The 22,068-nt window shown below is 58.8% G+C and carries 15 protein-coding genes, 1 tRNA gene and 1 rRNA gene; 13 read left to right on the top strand and 4 right to left on the bottom strand.

Annotation, left to right across the window (positions count from 1 at the left end; genetic code table 11):
• Positions 1-198 precede the first annotated feature (198 nt).
• The 9 genes from rrf to AB5750_RS04020 all read left to right on the top strand — a co-directional run bounded on the left by rrf (position 199) and on the right by AB5750_RS04020 (position 12,091).
• Positions 199-314, top strand: a 5S ribosomal RNA gene (gene rrf / locus AB5750_RS04060).
• Positions 315-488: 174 nt separating this feature from the next.
• Positions 489-1,028, top strand: a complete 540-nt coding sequence (gene acpS / locus AB5750_RS04055; protein ID WP_006235843.1) for a holo-ACP synthase — start codon at positions 489-491, stop codon at positions 1,026-1,028.
• Positions 1,029-2,645, top strand: a complete 1,617-nt coding sequence (locus AB5750_RS04050) for an NAD(P)H-hydrate dehydratase (protein ID WP_082222952.1) — start codon at positions 1,029-1,031, stop codon at positions 2,643-2,645. It begins immediately after the preceding gene.
• A gap of 2 nt (positions 2,646-2,647) precedes the next feature.
• Complete coding sequence (alr, locus tag AB5750_RS04045; RefSeq protein ID WP_055310748.1) at positions 2,648-3,793, top strand: alanine racemase; 1,146 nt, start codon at positions 2,648-2,650, stop codon at positions 3,791-3,793.
• An 8-nt stretch (positions 3,794-3,801) separates the two neighbouring features.
• Positions 3,802-4,422, top strand: coding sequence for a uracil-DNA glycosylase (locus AB5750_RS04040; RefSeq protein WP_006235848.1), 621 nt, complete (start codon positions 3,802-3,804; stop codon positions 4,420-4,422).
• Between the two features lie 12 nt (positions 4,423-4,434).
• On the top strand, positions 4,435-4,941 hold the full coding sequence (tsaE, locus tag AB5750_RS04035; protein WP_368145917.1) for a tRNA (adenosine(37)-N6)-threonylcarbamoyltransferase complex ATPase subunit type 1 TsaE: 507 nt from the start codon (positions 4,435-4,437) through the stop codon (positions 4,939-4,941).
• Positions 4,928-7,312 carry a tRNA (adenosine(37)-N6)-threonylcarbamoyltransferase complex transferase subunit TsaD gene (tsaD, locus tag AB5750_RS04030; protein WP_368145918.1) on the top strand — a complete coding sequence of 795 codons (2,385 nt, stop codon included), beginning with the start codon at positions 4,928-4,930 and terminating at the stop codon, positions 7,310-7,312. The genes tsaE and tsaD overlap by 14 nt, the downstream gene beginning before the upstream one ends.
• 524 nt (positions 7,313-7,836) lie before the next feature.
• Complete coding sequence (locus tag AB5750_RS04025; RefSeq protein WP_368145919.1) at positions 7,837-9,726, top strand: carbon starvation CstA family protein; 1,890 nt, start codon at positions 7,837-7,839, stop codon at positions 9,724-9,726.
• Between the two features lie 184 nt (positions 9,727-9,910).
• Positions 9,911-12,091, top strand: coding sequence for a hypothetical protein (locus tag AB5750_RS04020; protein WP_368145920.1), 2,181 nt, complete (start codon positions 9,911-9,913; stop codon positions 12,089-12,091).
• A gap of 851 nt (positions 12,092-12,942) precedes the next feature.
• On the opposite strand, the gene AB5750_RS04015 is transcribed toward AB5750_RS04020, so the two are convergent.
• The 4 genes from AB5750_RS04015 to AB5750_RS04000 all read right to left on the bottom strand — a co-directional run bounded on the left by AB5750_RS04015 (position 12,943) and on the right by AB5750_RS04000 (position 17,689).
• Positions 12,943-13,017, bottom strand: a tRNA-Gln gene (locus AB5750_RS04015).
• Between the two features lie 38 nt (positions 13,018-13,055).
• Positions 13,056-13,961, bottom strand: a complete 906-nt coding sequence (locus AB5750_RS04010) for a peptidoglycan-binding domain-containing protein (protein WP_368145921.1) — start codon at positions 13,959-13,961, stop codon at positions 13,056-13,058.
• 138 nt (positions 13,962-14,099) lie between these two features.
• The gene (locus tag AB5750_RS04005; protein WP_260699342.1) at positions 14,100-15,113 is read right to left on the bottom strand and encodes a polyprenyl synthetase family protein; all 1,014 of its coding nucleotides are present in this window, start codon (positions 15,111-15,113) and stop codon (positions 14,100-14,102) included.
• 125 nt (positions 15,114-15,238) lie between these two features.
• The gene (locus AB5750_RS04000) at positions 15,239-17,689 is read right to left on the bottom strand and encodes a PTS transporter subunit EIIC (RefSeq protein ID WP_368145922.1); all 2,451 of its coding nucleotides are present in this window, start codon (positions 17,687-17,689) and stop codon (positions 15,239-15,241) included.
• A gap of 227 nt (positions 17,690-17,916) precedes the next feature.
• Here AB5750_RS04000 and AB5750_RS03995 point away from each other — a divergent pair, with 227 nt between their 5' ends.
• The 4 genes from AB5750_RS03995 to AB5750_RS03980 all read left to right on the top strand — a co-directional run bounded on the left by AB5750_RS03995 (position 17,917) and on the right by AB5750_RS03980 (position 22,040).
• On the top strand, positions 17,917-18,636 hold the full coding sequence (locus tag AB5750_RS03995) for a GntR family transcriptional regulator (protein WP_217750741.1): 720 nt from the start codon (positions 17,917-17,919) through the stop codon (positions 18,634-18,636).
• Between the two features lie 306 nt (positions 18,637-18,942).
• Positions 18,943-20,259, top strand: coding sequence for an ABC transporter substrate-binding protein (locus AB5750_RS03990; protein ID WP_368145923.1), 1,317 nt, complete (start codon positions 18,943-18,945; stop codon positions 20,257-20,259).
• Between the two features lie 87 nt (positions 20,260-20,346).
• On the top strand, positions 20,347-21,201 hold the full coding sequence (locus tag AB5750_RS03985; RefSeq protein WP_055285610.1) for a carbohydrate ABC transporter permease: 855 nt from the start codon (positions 20,347-20,349) through the stop codon (positions 21,199-21,201).
• Complete coding sequence (locus AB5750_RS03980) at positions 21,201-22,040, top strand: carbohydrate ABC transporter permease (RefSeq protein ID WP_022095055.1); 840 nt, start codon at positions 21,201-21,203, stop codon at positions 22,038-22,040. The genes AB5750_RS03985 and AB5750_RS03980 overlap by 1 nt, the downstream gene beginning before the upstream one ends.
• Positions 22,041-22,068: the final 28 nt, after the last annotated feature.

Genomic DNA, 22,068 nt, shown 5'->3' with positions numbered 1-22,068 from the left:
AAGGGCGGCGACGTCCTCAGCCGAGCCGCACTAATCGCCCGAGCTCTTCCGGAACCGCACCTCGCGGCCCGCGGGACTGAGCGCTCATGCGCGGTCCGGGCACGAGGATGCCCCCGAGTCACCTCCCCTATGCGCCATGCGGCCCCCAGGGCACGTGAGAGAGACACCGGACACCGTAACGGTGGGCGCCGCCCACCGGTCAGCGGCCAGAGCATGGGGGGCACGCCCGGTCCCGTTCCGAACCCGGAAGCTAAGCCCCATCGCGCCGAGAGTACTGCGGGGTCAGCCCGTGGGAGGCCAGGGCGCCGCTGACCGGTGGACGGCACCGAGCCGTACGCTTGAACTGAGAAGGGGGAGGCCTCGCGGCCTCCCCTTTTTTGCGTTTACGGGCTTTTGTCTCACATAGTAGCTGTGTTTTATAACCCTCGTTTGTCGCATCTTCTGCGAACGGGCTACAATAACTTAGTCTGTGCGATATGGAGGTGAACATGGCTGAAGCTGGTATCGGCGTTGATATCGTCGAGATTTCCCGCATGAAATCAATTCTTGAAAAGACGCCGTCGTTTGCTCGGCGTGTGTTTACCGAAGAAGAGCGTGCGTATTGCGATGCATCATCGCGTCCCGCTGCTCACTATGCGAGCCGCTTTGCTTCGCGCGAGGCGGTACTTAAAGCTCTCGGCACGGGTTTTAGTCAAGGCGTGGGTCGCAAGGATGTTTCGGTTACGCGTGATAAACTCGGCAAACCGAAGGCGCTGCTTTCGGGCCGTGCTCTCGAGATCGCTCAAGAACTGGGTGTTGTTGAAGTCGCTCTTTCCATTACGCTTACAGGAGATTTGGCCGTTGCGAATGCCATCGCGATTACCGAAGATGCTCGGCCTAAGCCAAAAGAGGAAAAGGTGAGCACCAAGAAACGCGTAGCGCAGACATTTAAAGAGGCTCGCTCTGTTTTAGATGAGCTTGAGCAGCTGCAGAATTCAGCATTGACGGAGCACCTGGGCGATGCTTCGCAAGATACGCTAGGAGCATAGATGAAACCGGTTTTGAGTACCGAAGAAGTCGTTCGTCTCGAGGATATCATCGAACGCGAAGGGACTTCGAAGGCCGAGCTTATGGAGCTAGCGGGTGAGTTTGCCGCCAACGAGGTCTTGAAGCTCAATCCCGATCGGGTTCTCGTTCTGGTCGGTTTTGGTAATAATGGCGGCGACGGTTGGGTTGCCGCCGATATCCTGAGCCATAAGGGTGTGGACGTGGATATCGTTTCTCCGGTTGAGCCGGATGAGATTCCTGCTGCTCTGGCACGTCATGTTGCTCGTCGTACTGCCGGCCGCGATGTGCACGTTTGCGTCGGCCCCTCGCGTGACGAACTCGAGGTTTTGATCGATAAGGCCGATGTTGTTGTCGATGCCATTTTTGGTACCGGTTTCCACGGAAATCTGCGTGCGCCGTTCTCCATCTGGATTCCTACGGTCAATGAATGCGCCGATTGTGTCGTATCCATTGATGTTCCCTCGGGCCTGAATGCCGAGACGGGCGTTGTTGATGACGACTGCATTCGTGCCGAGCATACGGTGACGATGATTGCGCCCAAGATTGGTCTGTATAGCGCTGATGGTCCTGAGTATGCTGGCGATTTGATCTGCGGCAATCTTTACGACCGTCTTGACGAGGTCATCGATGATGTCGACCACGCCGCCGAGATTGTCGAGCCCGGTGACTTAGTTGATTACTTTGCCCCACTACCTACGAATATCGATAAGTATTCCCGTGGCTCTGTGCTTATTGTCGCCGGATCTGCGCAATATCCTGGTGCTGCCATTATGGCGGCCAAGTCTGCAGCTCGCGCGGGTGCTGGTTACGTGGCAGTCGCGGCTCCTGACGCCTGCGCCAATCTTATTCGCATGGCACTTCCTTCGATTCCCGTCTTTGCTATTCCGTCTGATTCCCGCGGCTCCTTTGGCGCCGCTGCGCGCATGACGGTGTGCGAGATTGCAAAGAAGTACAGCTGTGTACTGTGCGGTCCCGGTATGACGACATCTGCCGGCGCTATGCAGGTGGTTTCGGGCTTGCTCGAGCTTGATGTGCCGCTTATCTTGGACGCCGATGCACTCAACTGCCTTGCTAAGATTGCCATTGACGGTATTGATAGTAATCCCGAGATGTATCGTCGCGAGCAGCCGTTGGTTATGACGCCGCACTATCGTGAGCTTTCGCGTCTGGTTGCCGGTGACGAGGTGAACGACCTTGGTACCGCGATTGCGGCCGCGCAGAAGGTTGTCTGGGCTGCAGGCTCCGACAATCTGGTGGTCATTGCCAAGGGGCCGACGACGGCTATCTGTGGCGTTGAGCGTGTGCTGCTGCCGCTCTCGGGTCCGGCTTCTCTGGCAACTGCCGGTTCGGGTGATGTTCTCGCGGGTATTTTGGCCGGCACGCTTGCCACCATGCGCGACGAGATGGATCGTTGGGAGTTGCTGTATTCGTACGCCGTCGCACTTCACAGCTACGCCGGTTTTGCCGCGGCGACGGAGTATGGTGAGAAGAGCGTCATCGCGACCGATCTTATCGACTTGATCGGTCCTGCCATGGAACTGGCGGCAAAGGATGCGCTCGAAGATCTGGGAATCATGGACGAAGGGTCGGATGACTAATCATGAATAAAGCCGATTTGACGCGCTGGTCCTGGGTCGAGATCGACCGCGGGGCGCTCCGTCGCAACACGAGGGCCTATAAGAACTTGCTGAATCCACGTCAGCGCCTGTGCTGCGTGGTCAAGGCCGATGCTTATGGTCATGGAGCTGTTGAGTGCGCCAAGATCATGTATTCGGTCGGTGCCGACATGTTTGCCGTGGCGACGGTTAACGAGGGCGTTGAGCTCCGACAGGGCGGGATTACGAAACCCATCCTCATCCTAAGCGAGCCGCCTATCGAGGCCATTCCGACGTTGCTCGAGTTTGATATCATGCCCTCGGTCTATACGTCTGACTTTGCTCTTGCGTATGGCGAATGTGCCGTCGCGGCGGGCAAAGTGGGCAAGTATCATCTCGCCATCGAGACGGGCATGAATCGTATCGGCGTTCACTACACGCAGGTGCTCGACTTTGTCCGCGGTATAAATTTCCATCGCGGTATTCAGTGCGACGGCGTATTTACGCACTTCGCCACGGCCGATGAACCTTCGGGCTGGGACTACAAGCTGCAGTGTCAGCGCTTTACCGAGGCCGTTCAGGCCATTAAGGATGCGGGTTTTGAGTGCGGTATCGTGCACTGCGCCAACACGCCGTCCTCGATGCTCGACCCCTCGATGCATTTTGATATGATCCGCGCCGGCGTTGGCTTGTATGGCATGCAGCCGTGCGAGCTGAGTGGCCGCGTGATGCAGCTTGATCCCGTTATGAGCGTCCATGCGCGTGTGACGCGCGTGGCACACCCTGCGATGGGTGAGGGCGTGGGCTACGGTTTTACCTACCGCGTACCGCGTACGCGCGTTCAGATCTGCACGCTGCCGATCGGTTATGCCGATGGCCTATCGCGTACGCTTTCCAATCGTATGGATGTGCTGTATCGCGGCGAGCGCGTGCATCAGGTTGGCAATATCTGCATGGACCAGTTTATGGTCGCCATTCAGTCCAACCCGGCACACGAGATTCCCGAGGCCGAGTATGGTGACGAGATGATCATTGTCGGCCGCGATGGCGATGCCGAGATCACTATGGACGAGATGGCCCGACTGCGCGGAACGATTAACTACGAGGTCGCCTGCGGCTTTGGCATGCGTCTCGACAAGGTCTACGTGTAGGAGCCGCTATGGGCGTCATGCACATCCCCGGCCATACCCATCAGGCACCACGTGAGGTCGCACTCGAGGAAATTGAGGCCGTTCTGGGCGATTGCCACCTCTGCCAGCTCTACCAGTCGCGTCACAATATCGTGTTTGGCGTGGGAAACCCCCGCGCTCGCGTGATGTTTATTGGTGAGGCGCCGGGCCGCAATGAGGATTTGCAGGGCGAGCCCTTTGTGGGGGCGGCAGGCGAGGACCTCAACGGCATTTTGTCGCTGGCGGGCCTCAAACGCGAAGACGTCTACATTGCCAACGTGCTTAAGTGCCGCCCGCCGGGAAACCGCAATCCGCGTCCCGAGGAAGTGCTGGCTTGCTCGCCGTTTTTGCGTGAGCAGATTCGAAGCATCTGGCCCGATATTATCGTGACGCTCGGCAACCCCGCGACGCACTTTGTGCTTAAGACCGAGATTGGCATTACTAAGCTGCGCGGCAGGTTCCACCAGATGGGGCATTTTGTAGTAATGCCCACGTTCCATCCGGCAGCAGCGCTGCGCAATCCGGCGTGGCAGGAGCTGCTGGAGGAAGACTTTAAGATGCTGGGCGACTATCTGGAGCGACATCCCGCACCAGAGGACGCCTCGGAATAATAAGGAGCATATATGTCCCTGGAGCGCCTGGGGGTAGGTACTTACAAAACGACTTGCGCTGCCGATACGGAGTACTTTGGCAAGCTAATTGCACCGTGCCTTGAGGACGGCGATGTGCTCATCCTGACCGGTGGCCTGGGAGTGGGCAAAACTCACTTTACCAAGGGCGTCTCGCGCGGGCTGGGCGATGGGCATATGGTTACGAGCCCTACGTTTGCGCTCATGGCCGTTCACGATCAAGGTCGTATTCCGCTGTTTCATTTTGATCTATACCGCCTGGAGCATGCCTACGAGCTCGAGGATACGGGCATTTTCGATGTGCTGGGCTATGAGGGTGCTTGCCTGCTGGAATGGGGCGAACAATTCCAGGACGAGCTGACGGATGAGTATCTTTCGGTGACGCTCAAGCGTGATGAGGGCGACAGCGATGTGCGAACGATAACGCTCGAGGCGCACGGTGACCGCGCAATGGAGCTTTCCCATTTGATTGATAAGGCTGTACAAGATGAGCTTGCATAACGACAATGCGCTGGTGGTGGCGCTCGATACTTCGACCGACATGCTTGCCTGCGCGGCAAGCTGGATTGATGGGCAGACGGGCGAGACGAAGCTCGTGAGCGGCGACCACATGTGTCGCCGTCACGCCAACGTTGAGCTCGTGAATACCGTTGATGGCGTGCTGGCTCAAGCCGGTCTGGATCGCAGCGATGTTGGTTACTACGTGGTCGGCCGCGGCCCGGGGTCGTTTACGGGTGTGCGTATCGGCATCTCCACTGCCAAGGGCCTCGCGCGCGGTGCCAATGTTCCACTGCTGGGCGTGTCGACGCTCGACGCTTGCGCTTGGACGGCGTGGAAGGCTGGCGTGCGCGGCAAGCTTGGTATCTTGGCCGATGCCATGCGCGGTGAGGTATATCCGGCACTATATATGCTGGGCGATGAGGGTCCCGAGCGTCAATTTGAGCGCGAACACGTGGTCAAGGCCGCCGTGGCGCTCGATGAGTGGCGCCGAGCAGCGGACTGGGACCAGGTTCAGCTGACCGGTGACGGTCTCGTACGCTATGGCAAGCTGCTGGGTGAGGACGAGACCGCCCGCTGCGTGGAGCGCGACCTGTGGTGGCCTTCGGGCGAGGGCTTGCTGCTCGCGCACGCTGCGGGTGACGGCGATCCGGCTCGCGTCCTGCCGATTTACACGCGCCTTTCGGATGCCGAGGAAAACGAGCGCAAGCGTCTTGGTCTTGCCGAGAGTGCGCAGAGCGAAATTACGGGCGTTGCCGATGAGCTCGCCGGTCGTCATCTGCAGTTCCGTCCCATGGGCGCGGCGGATGCCGAGGGCGCGAGCGCGCTAGAGGCTGCCTGCTTTGAAGGTGCCGGACACGAGGCGTGGACGCCGGGCATGTTCCTGTCCGAACTGGGCGAGGACGTCGCTGCGCCGCGCAGTTGGTGGGTGGCACACGACGACGGCAAGCTGCTGGGCCTTGCCGGCGGTATGGTCGTGGACGGTGATGTGCAGATTCTGGATGTCGCCGTCGACCCGGCACATCGCCGTGAGGGCATTGCCCGCAAGCTGCTGTCGCACGTGAGCTATGATGCCCAGATGCTCGGCTGCACCACGGCTTCGCTCGAGGTCGAGGACGGCAACGAGGGAGCGATTGCGCTCTATAACGCTCTGGGCTTTACCGAGGCTGGCCGTCGCCGCGGCTACTATGGTGCCGGCAAGGACGCCATCGTCATGACGGCCCCGCTGCCCCTGGTACTTCCGGTCGACAATGCTTCGCCCGAGCCGACGGCAGCCGAGCAACGCGTATGGCCGCTGCCTGCGCCTGGGCGCTCCGAGGGGGAGCGCGCCGAAATTGAGCGCCGCCGCCTGGTGCTCGCTATCGAGAGTTCCTGCGACGAGACGGCCGTGGCGATTATCGATGCGGATGGCAATATGCTGGCCAACCAGGTGTCGACGCAGATTGATTTTCACGCCCGCTTTGGCGGCGTGGTGCCCGAGATCGCCTCGCGCAAACACGTCGAGGTGATTGTGAGTGTCGTGGATGCGGCGCTCGAGGATGCCGCAGCATCGCTTGGTCTTGAGGATGGAGCCATTGCCCCCAGCGAGCTTGCCGCCGTGGGCGTGACACAGGGCCCGGGCCTGGTGGGCGCGCTCGTGGTTGGCGTCGCCTTCGCCAAGGGCTTTGCCTACGCTGCTGGCAAGCCGCTCGTATGCGTCAACCATCTGGAGGGGCACCTGTTTGCCAACTTGCTGGCGCAGCCCGACCTCAAGCCGCCGTTCATCTTCACGCTTGTCTCGGGCGGGCACACCATGCTCGTGCACGTAAAGGCATGGGGCGACTACGAGGTGCTCGGTGAGACGCTCGACGACGCTGTGGGCGAGGCCTTCGACAAGGTAGCCAAGGCATTGGGTCTGGGCTATCCCGGTGGCCCCATCATTTCCAGGCTGGCCGAGACGGGCAACCCCAAGGCGATCGATTTCCCCCGTGCGCTTAACAGCAGAGGAGACTATCGCTTCTCGCTTTCGGGCCTTAAAACCGCTGTGACGCTCTACATTGAACAGGAGACCAAGGCCGGGCGCACGATTCACCTGCCCGATCTGGCAGCTTCGTTTGAGGCAGCTGTCTTTGACGTGCAGTACAAGAAGGCCAAAAACGCATTGCACGCTACCGGATGCAAGGAATACTGCATCGGTGGCGGCGTCTCGGCCAACCCGCATCTGCGCGAGATGATGATCAAGAAGCTTGGGCGTCAGGGGATTCGCGTAACGGTGCCGCCCTTGTCTGCCTGTACCGATAACGCAGCCATGATTGCGGAGGTCGCTCGCCGTAAATTCGACCGAGGTGAAATCTCGCCGTTCGACGTCGACGCCGATCCAAACATGACGCTGTAGCTGGTACGGCGCGGTCCCCGGACGGAGGGGCCGGATATAAGGTTTCCTGCTCTACAGTCCTGCGCAAGACGAAGGCCACATTAAGTGGCCTTCTTTGCGTGCGGAACTCGCGATAAAGTTCATATGCGCCGCCCGGCTCCCGCGGCTCTCAGGGGCATCTCTCATGCAAAAACTGTCGTGGGGTAAAGTCCGAGGTCAGTGGCGTTTTATACCGAGAAATTCAAAAAAAGTTGAAAATTCATTACATGTTTGCGTTGACTTTAGGTAACTAAAGTTTCATACTCCTTTTCAACCACTGGGGGATGTGAACACGCACGGATCGTTCACATCATGATTGAAGAGGATTTCTTAGACATGTTCACGCATCAGCTAAACATTATCAGCGTAGTAATTATCTGATGCGGGTTAGCACATACAGCTAGCCCGTACGATAACGGGCGGCTGATGAAGATGAGGGCCGTCGAGCGCAACCGACGGCCCTCATTTTTTATGTCTGGGAAGTTCTTTTTAGAGGAGGAAATGTAATGAACGGAGTTTTGCTCATGGTTGTGGCCGCGGCGGTGCTCGCTTGCGGCTATCTGGGCTATGGCCGATGGCTGGCCAACAAGTGGGGCGTTGACAAAGAGGCCCTCACGCCGGCCAAGCGCATGAAGGACGGCAACAGCTTCTCGCCCGTCTCCGCCTTTACCGCGTTCTCGCACCAGTTCAGCTCGATCTGCGGTGCCGGCCCTGTCACGGGTACGATCGTCGCCATGGCCTTCGGCTGGCTTCCCGTCGTGCTCTGGGTCCTCGTCGGCGGCATCTTCTTTGGCGCCGTCCACGACTTTGGCGCCCTGTACGCCTCGATGAAGAACAACGGCAAGTCCCTGGCCCAGCTCATCGAGAAGTACATCGGCAAGACCGGCCGTCGCCTGTTCCTGCTGTTCTGCTGGCTGTTCTGCATCATCGTCATCGCCGCTTTCACCGACATGGTCTGCAAGACGTTCATGTTCACCCCGGCCGTTGACGCTTCTGGTGCTGCTACCGGTGCCATCGACTTCACCAAGTCCTATGCCGCCGGCTGCGCTGGTACCATCTCCATCCTGTTCACCTTCGTCGCTATCGCCTTTGGTTGGGCCCAGAAGAAGTTCAACCTCACCGGCGCTGCCGAGTTCGTCACCGGCGTGGTCCTCATGGTTCTCATGTTCGCCGTCGGTATGCAGTTCCCGGTCTACCTGGACAAGTTCCAGTGGTTCGCCGTCGTCATGGTCTACCTGGTCTTCGCTGGCGCTATGCCCATCCAGATGCTCAAGACCCCGCGTGACTACCTCACTTCCATCATGATGATCGTCATGATCGTCTGCGCTGTCCTCGGCATCGTCGTCCTGGGCGTCAACGGTCAGGCCACTATCACCGCTCCGGTCTTCACCGGCTTCTCCACTGCTTCCGGCATGATGTTCCCGGTCCTGTTCGTCTCCGTCGCTTGCGGTGCTCTCTCCGGTTTCCACAGCCTCGTTTCTTCCGGCACCTCCTCCAAGCAGGTCGAGAAGGAGCAGGACGCCGTCAAGGTCGGTTACGGCGCCATGATCGTCGAGTCCTTCGTCGGCATCCTTGCCATCATCGTCGCCGGCATCATGTTCTCCGACATGAACACCGCCGGTACCGGCGCCCTTAACGCCGGCGTCGCTTCCACCCCGTTCCAGATCTTCGCCGCCGGCATCTCCCGCGGTATGCAGGCTTTCGGCGTTGACGGCACGCTCGCAACCGTCTTCATGACTATGAACGTTTCTGCTCTGGCCCTGACCTCGCTCGATGCCGTCGCCCGCATCGCTCGTACCTCGTTCTCCGAGTTCTTTGCCCAGACCAACGACGCCCTAGCCATCGAGTCCAAGGCCGGCTACATGAAGGTCCTCGGCAATCCCTGGTTCGCCACGGTCGTTACCCTGCTTCCTGGTCTCGCCCTCGCCTTTGGCGGCTATGCCAACATCTGGCCGCTCTTTGGTGCTTCTAACCAGCTGCTCGGCGGTATGACCATGATCACCCTCGCCGTGTTCTGCAAGTGCACCGGCCGCAAGGGTTGGATGCTCTACGTGCCCGTCGTCTTCCTGCTCTGCTGCACCTTCACCTCGCTGGTCCAGAGCGCCATGGGCTGCATGGCCGCTGTCCAGGCTTACGGCTTCTTCGGCACCATCCCGGCTACCGCCACCACGGCCGCCGTCTCCGTCGCCGCCACCAAGGGCCTGCAGCTTGTCTTCGCCGTTCTGCTGATGGTCCTGGGCCTCATCGTCGCCGTCAACTGCCTCAAGGAGCTCTTCGGCAAGGAGGCCGGTTCCATGCCCGACGAGGAGCCCGAGTGGTCCGAGATGGGCAAGGCCGAGTACGGCCGCGCCGCTGCCGCTGAGGCTCCTGCCGACGCCGAGGCCGCCAGGGCTTAGTCGACCTGACGAGTTGAACGTCACATCTATATGACTCGGAAAGACCGGGTCCGCGACTTCGCGGGCTCGGTCCTTTTTTCATGCAAAAGCGGGTGACGCTCGAGTGTTCTCGCAGATGTTTTGCGTGGATAAGGGCGCGCGTTGTACCATATAGACGTATATGTGTACATATGAAAGGGGCCCCGTGGCCAAGACGGTATATTCCGATAACCAAAATAATGTCGATGCCCTGGCTGAACGTCTGAGCAGCCAGACGTCGCTTTCTGCCGAGCGTGCCAAGCTGGTTGCCTACGACCTGCTCTGCCGCAAGGCGCTCAAGATTAAGTCGAGTGCGCTGGCGCAGATTTTCCGCTCCGTCGATAAGGAATGTGACACCAAGGCGATGCGCGATGAGCTTATCGCGGCAAATATCGTGACAAAGATCGAGGGTAGCGGCATTAACGGGCGCCCGGCGTTCTATACCATCAATGCCGAGATCCGCGATGTCCAGGAGCAGCCTGCCGAGTCCGTCGAAGATTTTGTCGTCGAGGATTCCGCTGACGTGCCTGCTGTGGAAGAAGTTGCTCCGCGTGAGCATGTCGATACCGATGAGTTGCTCGATGAGAACGTCGTGCGTGCCTTTACGGCCAAGGCAGGACGCGGCGGTTTTGGCGGGGGTGGCAAGCACGATGCGCAGCGCCGCGCCCAGCAGGAGCGCTTCCGTCGCGCCGTTGCTCAAAAGGGTGAGACGGATGCTGAGGCCGTCGAGGAAAAGTCCGTCGGGATGCAGGAGCCGACTCGCACTCAAGAGCATGCTGAGATCCAGGAGCCCAAGCGTCGCCGCGGTGCCCACTTTAAGGCCGAGCAGCGAGGTATTGCATGCGAGGTCCAGGATTCCGTCGAGGCTGCTGACGCGTCCGATGAACCGGTCAAGAAGGCTCCGGGTTCATGCCGTCCCGGACGTGGTTTTGCGGGGCGCGCGTATCCCGTAAGGCGTCAGGAGAAGAGCGAACCGGCTTCGACCACTCAGGGCGAGAAGGACGAGAAGGCCGTTGAGCCGGTGGCTCGCGAGCAAAAGCCTGTTGAGCCGCAGCTTGAGGTTGATGCCGAGGCCAAGGGCCAGCAGCCTACTGATGAGCAGACGGAGCAGGGCGCGTCGAGCAAGCCTCGCCGCCGTCGCCATCGTGGGGGCCGCAGTTCCCATGCCGAGACTGCGGCCGAGAAGACCACGCCGCAGAACGAGGATGCGAAGGCCGAGGTTTCTTCGGGGCAGCCTAAGCGCCAGCCGGCGAAGGAGAGCAAGTCCGTTCGTCCGCAGAAGCAGGCGTCTATGCCGAAGCGCGAGCGCAATTCCCAAGGCGATTCTAAGCGCAAGTCTCAGAGGAAGCCGGAGTCTGCCGCAGCAGATACTGCTGCCCAGCAGCCCAAGTCGGCCGTTCACGGCGAGGCCTCGGCGTTTGCCCTTGCCCGCGTTTTAGGCAGGCAGCTGCTCAAAGTTGTCCCTACGCCCACGGCGCTCTCTAAGATCAAGGAGCAGCAGACACAGATCGTAAAGGTCGAGGGCAAGGACGGCAAAAAGGCTCCGCAGCGCACTCAGCACAACGAGATGTCCAACCGCAAGATTGCCGAGGAAATCGCAATCATCCAGGCTTGGATCGAGCAGAACCGAGGTGCCGATACGCCGGTTGCCTCGCGCCGCCAGCGTGCCTACCAGATCTTTAACGACGAGAAGGCTTTTGACGGCAAGCACGGTGAGCGCTTGATCAGGCGTATGACCGAAAAGGGCATCAGCATGCAGGCGATCAAGGTCGCCCCCAATCGCCCCGTGCACTTTACGGGCTTCTTTACGCTGGGCGCCGACAAGCCGTTCATTATGGTCGAGAACCTGGACACCTACGACGAGATCGTCAAGCTGCTGCGTGGCCGCAAGCACGCCAAGCTCTTTGGCATCAAGGTGGGCGGCGTGATTTTTGGCGGCGGATGCAAGGCGAGCGTCTCGCATGCCCTGGACGATTATCTGGCTGAGATTGGCTATCGCTTTAACTACGTCTACTACGTAGGCGATATCGATCGCGAGGGCGCGCGCATCGTCGAACAGGCTCGCAATGCCAATGTGGTTGAGATTCGCCTGCATGCCGGCATGTACCGCGCCATGCTCGCCGAGCATAAGCGTCGCGTGAAGGCCGGCGGCGAGTGCGAGCCCGCGGCTGCCAACCAGGGCGTGCCGCAGAACCTGGCAGCGACGATCAAGGATCTGCCCATGGTTACGCGCGTGCAGTTCCGCAACGTGCTACGTGAAGGCGGGCGCATTCCGCAGGAGATCCTGATGACCGCCGACTATCGGGATGGCGACTCGGGAAGCTTCGACCGCATGCTCAACAACTAGGGCGTTCGGCCCCGGGAGAGTGGGGACACCGGCTTAGGTTTCCTGCTCTACAGTCCTGCTCACGACGGAGGCCACATTAAGTGGCCTCCTGTTCGTGCGGAACTCGCGATAAACCTAAGCCGGTGTCCCCGCTCTCCCGGGGCCTGTGGCTACTTGGTTGTCGCAAGCGGCTCGCTTTTCGGAACTGGGCTGATAGGCGTGCCTCAAAAAATCTACCCCAGTCGCTGTGTAGGGTGTCTATAAAGAGCCGTGGCCAAAAAACATCAAATATGAGTACTGATATTCTTTTAGTAGCAGTAATTTTGACCACATTTAAGGTGATTTGACGTGTCGATCGAGCAGATAAGCTGCCGTATCTCCTCAAGTGTTCATTAAAGGAAGACCTTGATGCGAATAAATCTCATTAAGATCTTCTTTTATTAACGAAAATAATGTAGCTACAACGGTAACAGTACTCATATTTGCCGTTTTTTGGCCACAGTCCTTCGGAGGGTCCTCGAAAATAGTCCCGAGCCGGCACTTTAGGAACGTCCCTAAGTGCCGACACCGCGTCTGCCTGCGGTGGCCGCGCGCCGCTGCGTCGCTCCGCATCCTTGCGGGTTCGGATCCCTCCGCTTGGCGGCGTTGGCTCGATTTGCTTGACGTGAGGGGCTCTTGGCTGGTGTGGGACGGAGGGATTCCGCGTCCGCCTGGTCGGCGGCCGCGCCCCGCTGCGTCGCTTCGCTCCTTGCGTGCTGCGCTGGAAAACGCTTCGCGTTTCCTCAGCTCCGCACCCTTGCGGGTTCGAATCCCTCCGCTTGTCCACAAGAAAGCGCCCAGGGCCGTTATGGGCTCAGGGCGCTCAATTTTAATGGCTGGGACGGAGGGATTCGAACCCCCAACAGCCGGCACCAAAAACCGGAGTTCTACCGTTGAACTACGTCCCAATGTGTGGCGTTGCCCAAAAGCAACTCGTTTAGTTTACCTAATCTGCGAGGGCATCGCAAACGCCATCGAGCAGGCGTACGGCGAGTGTCTGCGCGTCGCTGGCCGTGAAGGTGCCGTTGTAGCGCGTCATGCCCGTGAGCTCAATGCGAATGCGAGCCGGCTTCTGCTGCGCGGCGACATTGGCAGTGCGGATGCGCTGGGCCAGGTTGTGGCACTCGGCGAGGGCAATCGTGGCGCGCGGTGCGGCGTCGGCGGGCAGCTCATCGCTTGCGATCTCGAGCACCAGGTCAACGTCGGTTGGGACCTCGGAGTCGCAGAGCATCATGCCGCTGTTGTCGGTCGTTGCCGTGGCGATATTCCACATGCGCGACGCAACGCTGCGTGCGATGGGGTCCTCGCCGATAACGGCAATCTGGAAGCGCTCGAGCACGTTGGCGGCGCGGGCAAAACCGATGCGCGACTCGGCCTCGGTAACCGAGGGCTTGCCCTCCCACACGTGATGCAAGCGGTTGATATAGGCGTAGGTATCCTGGAACGCCATGCCATCGGCAAACAGGCCAACATTTTCCTGGAACTGCTGCAGAGCGGCCTCGGTGTGCGGGCCAAAATAGCCGTCGTCCTCACCGCAGGCAAAGCCCAAAACGTTGAGCGCTCGCTGCAGGGCCTGAACGTCGGCGCCATGGAAATTGGGCATGCGCAGATAGAGCGTGCGGTCGCCCAGCTTATACGAGGCGTCTACCAGGGCGCTCCAACAGGGGATATCGACGGCACAGCCAGCGGCAAGGCCGCTATCGAGCCTAAAGGTGCCAACAGCCTGCTCGGTGGTGGTGCCAAAGCGCTTGTCGGAGACCTCTGCGTCATCGATTGTATAGCCGAGCTGCAGAAGGCGGGACTGGACGTCCTCGACGGCTGCTCCCTGCATGCCCGTTGTAATAGGTTCCATGAACGAACCCCTTTCGGCGTACCATTCGTACTATTTGAGCGTGTGTCGGATAGACAACGCAAAGGGATGCATAAACATGCACTCAACAGTGTAGCAAGTTGTACCCAAATACGCTGCTGACAGGTTTTATTACCCCCGCTAGTTAAGGCGCTCCACAAAGAAATCTGCCATGGAGAGGAACAGCTCGCGTGCGTGCGGATCAAGCTCAACGTTCTCGATGGCCGCTTTGGCCTTAGCGGTCAGGTCGAGCGCGTAAGTGTGGGCGTAATCGATGGAGCCGGTCTCCTGGAAGATCTCCACGGCGCGTGCGAGCTGCGCGGGATCATCGGTGCCCGAGGAAAGAATCGCCTCGACCTCGTCGTGGTGGCGCTCATCAGAGAGGGCGTGTACGGCGACAAGCGTGCGCTTGCCCTCGGTGATGTCGGTGCGGAAGTCCTTGTTGGCGGCTTCCTTAGTGCCGACAAGGTTGAGCAGGTCGTCCTGAATCTGAAAGGCGAGGCCTGTGTGTAGGCCAAAGGCGCGCAGCGCTTCGATTTGCTCATCGCTGCCGCCGCCGATAATGGCTCCGGCGGCAAGCGGCGTGGCTCCGCTGTAAAACGCGGTCTTGTGCGTCGCCATGTCCAGGTAGTCATCAACCGAGATATCAAAGCGCCCGTCACGGACCCAACCCAGGTCGAGCGCTTGACCCTCGATGGTGCGGACGATCATCTCGGTAAGCTCGTGGAGCACGCGCAGCTTCACGTCGGACTCCAGCGTGGGGTCGTCGAGAACCGTCTTGGTGACCATGGTGAGCGCCAGGTCGCCGCAATTGATGGCAAGGCCCGTGCCCTCGGTAAGGTGCATGCAGGGCTTGCCTCGACGAAGCTGTCCGTTGTCGGCGATGTCGTCGTGGATCAGCGCGCCCGACTGGAAATGCTCGATGGCTGCCGCGGCGCTGCGGGCGCTCTCAAAGCTACCGCCCACTGCGGTTGCGGCGAGCATACAGATAAGCGGGCGGTGGCGCTTGCCGGCGTTGGCCGTAAAAGCCGAGAGCGGCGCATACAGGTAGCGCTCGATATCGGCAGAGGTCGCCTGTCCGTCAAAGAACGTGGCCAGATAGTCGTTAATCTGGTCAAAGTGCTGGGCTAAAAAGCTGGTAAACGGACTGGACACGGGTTCTCGCATTCTTTCTGAGGTTGCGTTGATGCAATATGCAGACAACATATTGCCACATTAGGGCGTTTGGCGCGGCAGTTTTGGCGATTTGGGACCACGGGCGTGCGTTTGATGGAGCGCGCCTAAATCAGCCCAAAATGCTCGAGCGCCGCAACGACACCGTCGTGATCGACGGTGTCGGTCACGTAATCGACCTTATCCTTTAGATAGTCCGGCGCATTGCCCATGGCGATACCGACATCGACGGCGTTCATCAGCGAGACGTCATTGCTGGCGTCGCCGATGCCGTATACGGTTCCGTGGTGGGGATCGAGGGCGTCGAGTACAGACTGGATGCCCCCGCGCTTCGTGCATTCGCGGGGCGAGATTTCGGTTACCTCGAGTTCGAGCTCGTTAAAGCACAGCAGCGGCTCAAGTGCCTTATCTTGAGCGATGTGGTTGGCGAGTGATGTAGACATCAAGATCTTGTAGACACTGTAATGTTGCAGCTGCGTGACTGCGTCGCCCAGGGTGCGCGCGTATCCGGGAGCATCGGGCGCATCGGCACTCATGCGCACGACGCCGTTGAGGCCCTCAAAGCGGATGACCTCGCCCGATTGCTCAAGGTAGGGGGCAAGACGCTGCAGCATACTGGGCGTCATCGACAGATCGCGAATTGCGTGTCCGTTGATCTCGGCGTAACCGCCCGCAAGACAGACGATGCCGGTCCAAGGCAGCTCAAGAAGTTTGGGGTGGATGCAGCTCAGGGTGCGTCCCGTGCAGATAAAGGCCATGTTGCCGTTGGCGACAAACTCGCGGATTGCCTGCGAAACCGCCTCGTTGGGATAGGGGGAGAGGTCCCGCTCGTCTTCGGGAAGGTCTTGGGCGAGCCTGGGGTCTTGCCAGGCGAGCGTTCCGTCGATATCGAAGAAGCAAATATCGCCGCGCTTATGGGCTGCGCTGGCGGCAGGGGAGGCCGAGGTGGCGGGCACAAATTCCGGCTCGAGGCCCATGATCTGGTCAAAATGCTCTTTAACGCGGGGAACGGAGATGCCGATGATCACCTGGGCGGTCTTGCCCGTAATGATGAGGCCCTTGGCGCCCACCGCGACAAACGACGCGTTATCTGCAACGATGGAAGGGTCTGCGACCTCGACGCGCAGGCGCGTGGCGCAGTTGGTTGCGCCCACGATATTGCCAACGCCACCTAAAAGCTGAATTACCCGCTCAGCGAGGACGTGATCTTGATCGGATCGACTATTGACCTCGTCATTGGGAGATTGCTCTTTGGCAAAGTCGCTTCCCGTTAAACAATCGATTGCCGCGCGATTGGCGACATGATCCTCGCGGCCCGGAGTCTTAAGGTCATAGACCAAGATGAGTGCTCGAAAACTAACAAAAAAGATGAGGCTAAAGGCAAGGCCGATACCGAGCGCCAAAAGATAGGCACCGGCATGCGTGCGCATGAGCGGAATAAAGTTGAAGGCTGCCATCTCCATCAGGCCGCCCGAGAAGATGCCGACGATGCCAAAGAGATTCATGGTTGTGGCAAGGCAAGACGATAAGACGGCGTAGAGCAAAAAGAGCCCGGGGTGGGTGAACATAAAGAGAAATTCGAGTGGCTCGGTAACGCCGCAAACCACCGAGGCGACGATGGCGGGCAAAAGGATGACCTTAAGGCCGGCGCGGCGCTCGGGTTTTGCGGTGGAGTAGAACGCAGCTGCGATGGCAGGAAGGCCAAAGAGCTTGACCCAGCCGGTGGCGGTAAAACCGGCCCACGGCGCAAGCTCATTAAGGGGGCGCGTGCTATGGGAGAGGATGGGGAGCAAGCTGCTCCACGTGGCGTAGATGCCGTCGTTAATGACCAGGTTGTCGTAGTAGATCGGCATGTAGAGCAGGTGGTGCAGGCCAAAGGGCTCGAGTGCTCGTTCTAAAAAGACAAAGATGCCCACGCCAAAGGGACCGACGCCTGCAAGCGCGTGACGCAGCGTATCGGTTACATCGTATACGTAGGGCACGATGGCGGCCGAGATAGCGGCAAGGGCAAACACGGCAAAAAAGCTGATGAGGTAGACCAGTGAGGAGCCCGAGAAGGTACCGAGCCAATCGGGAACCTTGGCATCGTAGAAGCGGTCATGGATGGCGACGACGGTTGCCGATACCGCCAGCGGGCCGATAATGCCGGTGTCGAGCGTCTTGATGCCGTCGATGATGGTGATGCCGCTAGCGGAGGTCAAAGACGACGGGTACTTAAGTCCAAGATTGTCTCCGCTCAGCTTAATGATTTCGCTCAAAAAGAAGCAATAGGCAAAATAGGCCACGAGTGCCTCGAGGCAGCAACGTGCCGGTTGCTTTTGGGCAAGGCCGATGGGCAGCGCTACAGCAAAAAGGAGCGGAAGGCGCTTAAAGACCGTCCACGAGCCGCGCTGGATGATGGTCCAAAAAACATACCAAGGGGTTCCGTATACGGCGAGATCGCCGACGATGTCCGCAGTCGTTGCGAGAGCGGAGACGCCGACCATGAGGCCTGATATAGAAAACAGCATGGCGGGCGCGAACATTGCCCCGCCAAAGCGTTGGATTTTTTGCAGCATGTTCTGCCTCCCGAATATCGAGGTGCGTTGCGGGTGGTGAAACGTTTAAACAATGGATTCATTGTAGAGGACCGGACGATTGTCGTGCCGGCAGTTTTGAGTGAAACCGATTTGGGCATGACAGAAGCCGTTAACGGTTAAATACTGTCGCTTTGCCGATAATCGGTTTAAACAACTTTAAGAAATGCTATCGTTCCTAGCCATACATATTCATTAGAGGTGAAGTCATGCCAAAAGCGATTTACGAAGGAATCTACCGCGAGATCCGTTCGCGCATCATTAACGGGACCTATGCGTTTCAGGAGATGCTGCCAACCGAAGCCGAGCTGACCGCGGAATTTGGCTGCACGCGCAATACCGTCCGCCGCGCTTTGAGCATGCTGGCCGACGGGATGTTTGTGCAGCCCATACACGGCAAGGGCGTGCGCGTTATTTGGCTTAAGGGCGAAACCGACATGTTGGGCGCACTCGAAGAGGTTGAGTCGTTTGGCGAGTTTGCAAAGCGCAACAATGCCGTTGCATCGACGGACGTTAAGTCTTTTGAACATCTGGTCTGCACCGAGCAACTCTCTCGTCGCCTGGGCTTTAAGGTGGGCGAGAAGTTGATTCGCGTGGTGCGCGTCCGTAGCCTTAACGGTAACGCTCGCCAGGTGGACCACGGCTATTTTCTGGAGTCGATCGCCAAAGGCCTGACACCCGAGATCGCCGCAAGGTCAATTTACGACTATCTGGAGCACAAGCGCGGCGTCAAAGTGATGGCGAGTCGTCGTACGGTGAGTGTCGAGCTCGCCAACGATGAGGACTGCAGCTACTTGGACCTTGGTAAGTACAACTGCGTCGCCGTTATGGAGAGCCAATCGTACACCTCGGACGGCATCTTGTTCGAGGTCACGCACGCCCGTACGCACCCCGAGATCTTCCACTACCGCGTCAACTCCAAGCGATAGCCGGCTAGCTCGCAGCCTGACGAGACTCATGCCCTCAAAGCGAAAACGCCCGGTCAAACCGACGATGCATCGGCTTGACCGGGCGTTTTCTCTATATTCGATAACAAATAATTGTTTATACAAAACTTGTCAAGTATCAAGTTGAAATTACCGTTCACCGGTGTTTTTCTACCGCTCTAGTAATACTTGTTCAAACAACTAGCCAAATAGCGTATTGTACAAATCAGCAAAAGGGGCAAAGTCCCCGAGCCAATCTCCGAAGGCGGCGGCAAAGGGTGCCGCCACGGTGTGAAAGGGTGGATTGTAATGAAGAACGAAATGAGCAGAAGGCAGCTCCTGGGCTTTGCTGGTTCCGCGGCTGCGGTGCTTGGTCTGGGTCTCGTGGGCTGCGGTGGTTCTGCCGGCTCCGGCTCCTCTGCTTCTGGTGACGCTGCCGAGGTCTACTTCCTCCAATTCAAGCCCGAGGTCGACAAGGAGTGGAAGGAGATCGCCAAGGCCTATAAGAAGGAGAAGGGCGTCGAGGTCAAGATCGTGACCGCCGCCTCCAACACTTACGAGGAGAAGCTCAAGTCCGAGATGTCCAAGAGCTCCGCTCCGACCCTGTTCCAGGTCAACGGCCCCACCGGTCTTAAGAACTGGAAGGATTACTGCGCCGACCTGTCCGATACCAAGCTCCGCGGTGAGCTCATTGACGACTCCCTGGCTCTGCAGTCCGATGGCAAGGATCTGGGTATCGACTGGGTCCAGGAGAGCTACGGCATCATCTACAACAAGCAGCTGCTCGAGAAGGCTGGCTACAAGGCCGAGGACATCAACTCCTTCGACAAGCTGAAGGCTTGTGCCGACGACATCCAGGCCCGCAAGGACGAGCTCGGCATTGAGGGCGCCTTCACTTCTGCTGGCATGGATGACTCCTCCAGCTGGCGCTACACCACCCACCTCGCCAACCTCCCGCTCTACTACGAGTTCGAGAAGGAGCACAACCAGGAGGACGACGAGATCAAGGGCGAGTATCTCGACAACTTCAAGCAGATTTTCGACCTGTATATCACCGACTCCACCTGCGATCCTTCGCAGCTTGCTTCCAAGACTGGCGACGACGCCACCAACGAGTTCGCAACCGGCAAGGCCGTCTTCTATCAGAACGGCTCCTGGGCTTACGCTGACCTCACCAAGGCCGGCATGACCGACGATCAGATTGGCATGATGCCCATCTACATCGGTGTCGACGGCGAGGAGAACCAGGGCCTGTGCTCCGGCGGCGAGAACTACTGGTGCGTCAGCTCCCAGGCTTCCGAGGATGCCCAGAAGGCCACCGAGGACTTCATGTATTGGTGCGTCACTTCTGACACCGCCACCAGCATCATCGCTGACAAGATGGGTCTGACCGCCCCGTTCAAGAGCGCCAAGGAAACCACCAACGTCTTCTCGCAGCAGGCCGTTGCCATGGCCAAGGACGGCAAGAAGACCGTCGCTTGGGACTTCGTCTACATCCCCTCTGAGGAGTGGAAGAAGAACCTCAAGCAGGCTCTGATTGCCTATGCTGCCGACAACAGCAAGTGGGACGGCGTCAAGAACGCCTTCGTCGATGGCTGGAAGACCGAGAAGGCTGCTTCCGAGTAAGTAGTTGCTGCCCAAGCTATCTGATTAGCGACAGGGGGCGGGCAGACGTTGGTTTGCCCGCCCCCTGCATATTGAAAGGACCCTTCTATGGGCAAAGCACTCAAGCGCTGGTGGCCGCTCTTTATGCTGCCCACGTGCCTGGCGTTTATGATCGGGTTCGTGATTCCCTTTATCCAGGGCTTCTATCTCTCGTTCTGCCAGTTTATTACCATCAACAATACGCACTTTGTCGGTATCGAGAACTACGTGCGCGCACTGTCCGATCCGCAGTTTGCCACGTCGTTCTTCTTTACGGTGGCGTTTGCCTTCCTGTCGACGGTGCTCATCAACGTGATTGCCCTCGCCATCGCGCAGGCGCTCACCCGCAAAGCGCTCAAGGGCACCAACATCTTCCGTACGATCTTCTTTATGCCTAACCTGATCGGCGGCATCGTGCTGGGCTACATTTGGCAGATTCTGATCAACTGCCTGCTCTCCAACGTGGGCGCCCAGCTCATCGCCCTTAACTCTGCTGCTGGCTTCTGGGGCCTTATCATCCTGACCCTGTGGCAGCAGGTCGGCTACATGATGATCATCTACATCGCTGGTCTGCAGTCTATTCCGTCCGACTACATCGAGGCCGCCAAGGTCGACGGTGCCACGGCATGGCAGACGTTTTGGAAGGTTAAGATCCCTAACCTGATGCCGACGATCACCATCTGCCTGTTCCTGTCCATCACCAACGGCTTTAAGCTGTTCGACCAGAACCTCGCCCTTACCGGCGGCGCCCCCGCGCACTCCACCGAGATGCTCGCCCTGAACATCTACAACACGTTCTATTCGCGTGCCGGTATCGCATGGCAGGGCATTGGTCAGGCCAAGGCGGTTATCTTCTGCATCCTGGTCGTGGCCATCTCCATGATCCAGCTTAAGGCCACGAGGTCCAAGGAGGTGCAGCAGTAATGAAACGCGATAAGGTTATCAACCGCGCGCTCTCGATTTTCTTTACGATCCTGTCGCTCGCGTGGATCTACCCCGTGTTCATGATTGCGCTTAATTCTTTTAAGAAAGCGACCGCAATCAGCACCACCACGGCATTCGATCTGCTCACGCCCGAGACGTTCAACGGCCTCGCAAACTACATGCACGCCCTTAACGAGCAGGGCTTTGCCTCGGCATTTATGTACTCGCTCATCATCACGGTCACGTCGGTCGTGCTGATCTTGGTGTGCTGCTCCATGTGCGCTTGGTACGTGGTTCGTGTCAACAACAAGATCTCGAACTTCTTCTATTACCTGTTCGTGTTCTCGATGGTCGTGCCGTTCCAGATGCTCATGTTCACGCTGTCCAATTTGGCGGACCGCATCGGCTTTAACACGCCGTTCAACATCTGCTTTATCTATCTGGGCTTTGGCGCGGGCCTGGCGGTCTTTATGTTCGCCGGTTTTGTAAAGAACATCCCGCTCGAGATCGAGGAGGCGGCCATGATTGATGGCTGCAACCCGGTCCAGGTGTTCTTTAAGATCGTCCTTCCCATCATGAAGCCCACCTATCTTTCGGTCGGCATCCTCGAGACCATGTGGGTCTGGAACGACTATCTGCTGCCCTACCTTACGCTCGACTCCACCAAGTACAAGACCATTCCTATCTTGATCCAGTACTTCCGCGGCGGCTACGGCCACGTCGAGCTCGGCCCCATGATGGCCTGCATCATGATGGTCGTTATCCCCATCGTCATCATGTACATCCTCTGCCAGAAGTACATCATCGACGGTGTGGTGGCAGGTGCCGTCAAGGGCTGATGCCGTAACTGTTTTGCAAGTTTCTGCG

The organism is Collinsella aerofaciens (assembly GCF_040926185.1).
In the GTDB taxonomy this organism is placed as follows: Bacteria; Actinomycetota; Coriobacteriia; order Coriobacteriales; family Coriobacteriaceae; genus Collinsella; species Collinsella aerofaciens_BC.
The sequence above is the reverse complement of the archived record's forward strand: the minus strand, read 5'-3'. Positions and strand labels throughout refer to the sequence as shown.

Coding starts and splice junctions, on each gene's coding strand:
- tsaE (WP_368145917.1), top strand. CDS start 4,435: ATGTCCCTGGAGCGCCTGGGGGTAGGTACTTACAAAACGACTTGCGCT.
- acpS (WP_006235843.1), top strand. CDS start 489: ATGGCTGAAGCTGGTATCGGCGTTGATATCGTCGAGATTTCCCGCATG.
- AB5750_RS03980 (WP_022095055.1), top strand. CDS start 21,201: ATGAAACGCGATAAGGTTATCAACCGCGCGCTCTCGATTTTCTTTACG.
- tsaD (WP_368145918.1), top strand. CDS start 4,928: ATGAGCTTGCATAACGACAATGCGCTGGTGGTGGCGCTCGATACTTCG.
- AB5750_RS04025 (WP_368145919.1), top strand. CDS start 7,837: ATGAACGGAGTTTTGCTCATGGTTGTGGCCGCGGCGGTGCTCGCTTGC.
- alr (WP_055310748.1), top strand. CDS start 2,648: ATGAATAAAGCCGATTTGACGCGCTGGTCCTGGGTCGAGATCGACCGC.
- AB5750_RS03995 (WP_217750741.1), top strand. CDS start 17,917: ATGCCAAAAGCGATTTACGAAGGAATCTACCGCGAGATCCGTTCGCGC.
- AB5750_RS03990 (WP_368145923.1), top strand. CDS start 18,943: ATGAAGAACGAAATGAGCAGAAGGCAGCTCCTGGGCTTTGCTGGTTCC.
- AB5750_RS04000 (WP_368145922.1), bottom strand. CDS start 17,689: ATGCTGCAAAAAATCCAACGCTTTGGCGGGGCAATGTTCGCGCCCGCC.
- AB5750_RS04040 (WP_006235848.1), top strand. CDS start 3,802: ATGGGCGTCATGCACATCCCCGGCCATACCCATCAGGCACCACGTGAG.
- AB5750_RS03985 (WP_055285610.1), top strand. CDS start 20,347: ATGGGCAAAGCACTCAAGCGCTGGTGGCCGCTCTTTATGCTGCCCACG.
- AB5750_RS04050 (WP_082222952.1), top strand. CDS start 1,029: ATGAAACCGGTTTTGAGTACCGAAGAAGTCGTTCGTCTCGAGGATATC.
- AB5750_RS04010 (WP_368145921.1), bottom strand. CDS start 13,961: ATGGAACCTATTACAACGGGCATGCAGGGAGCAGCCGTCGAGGACGTC.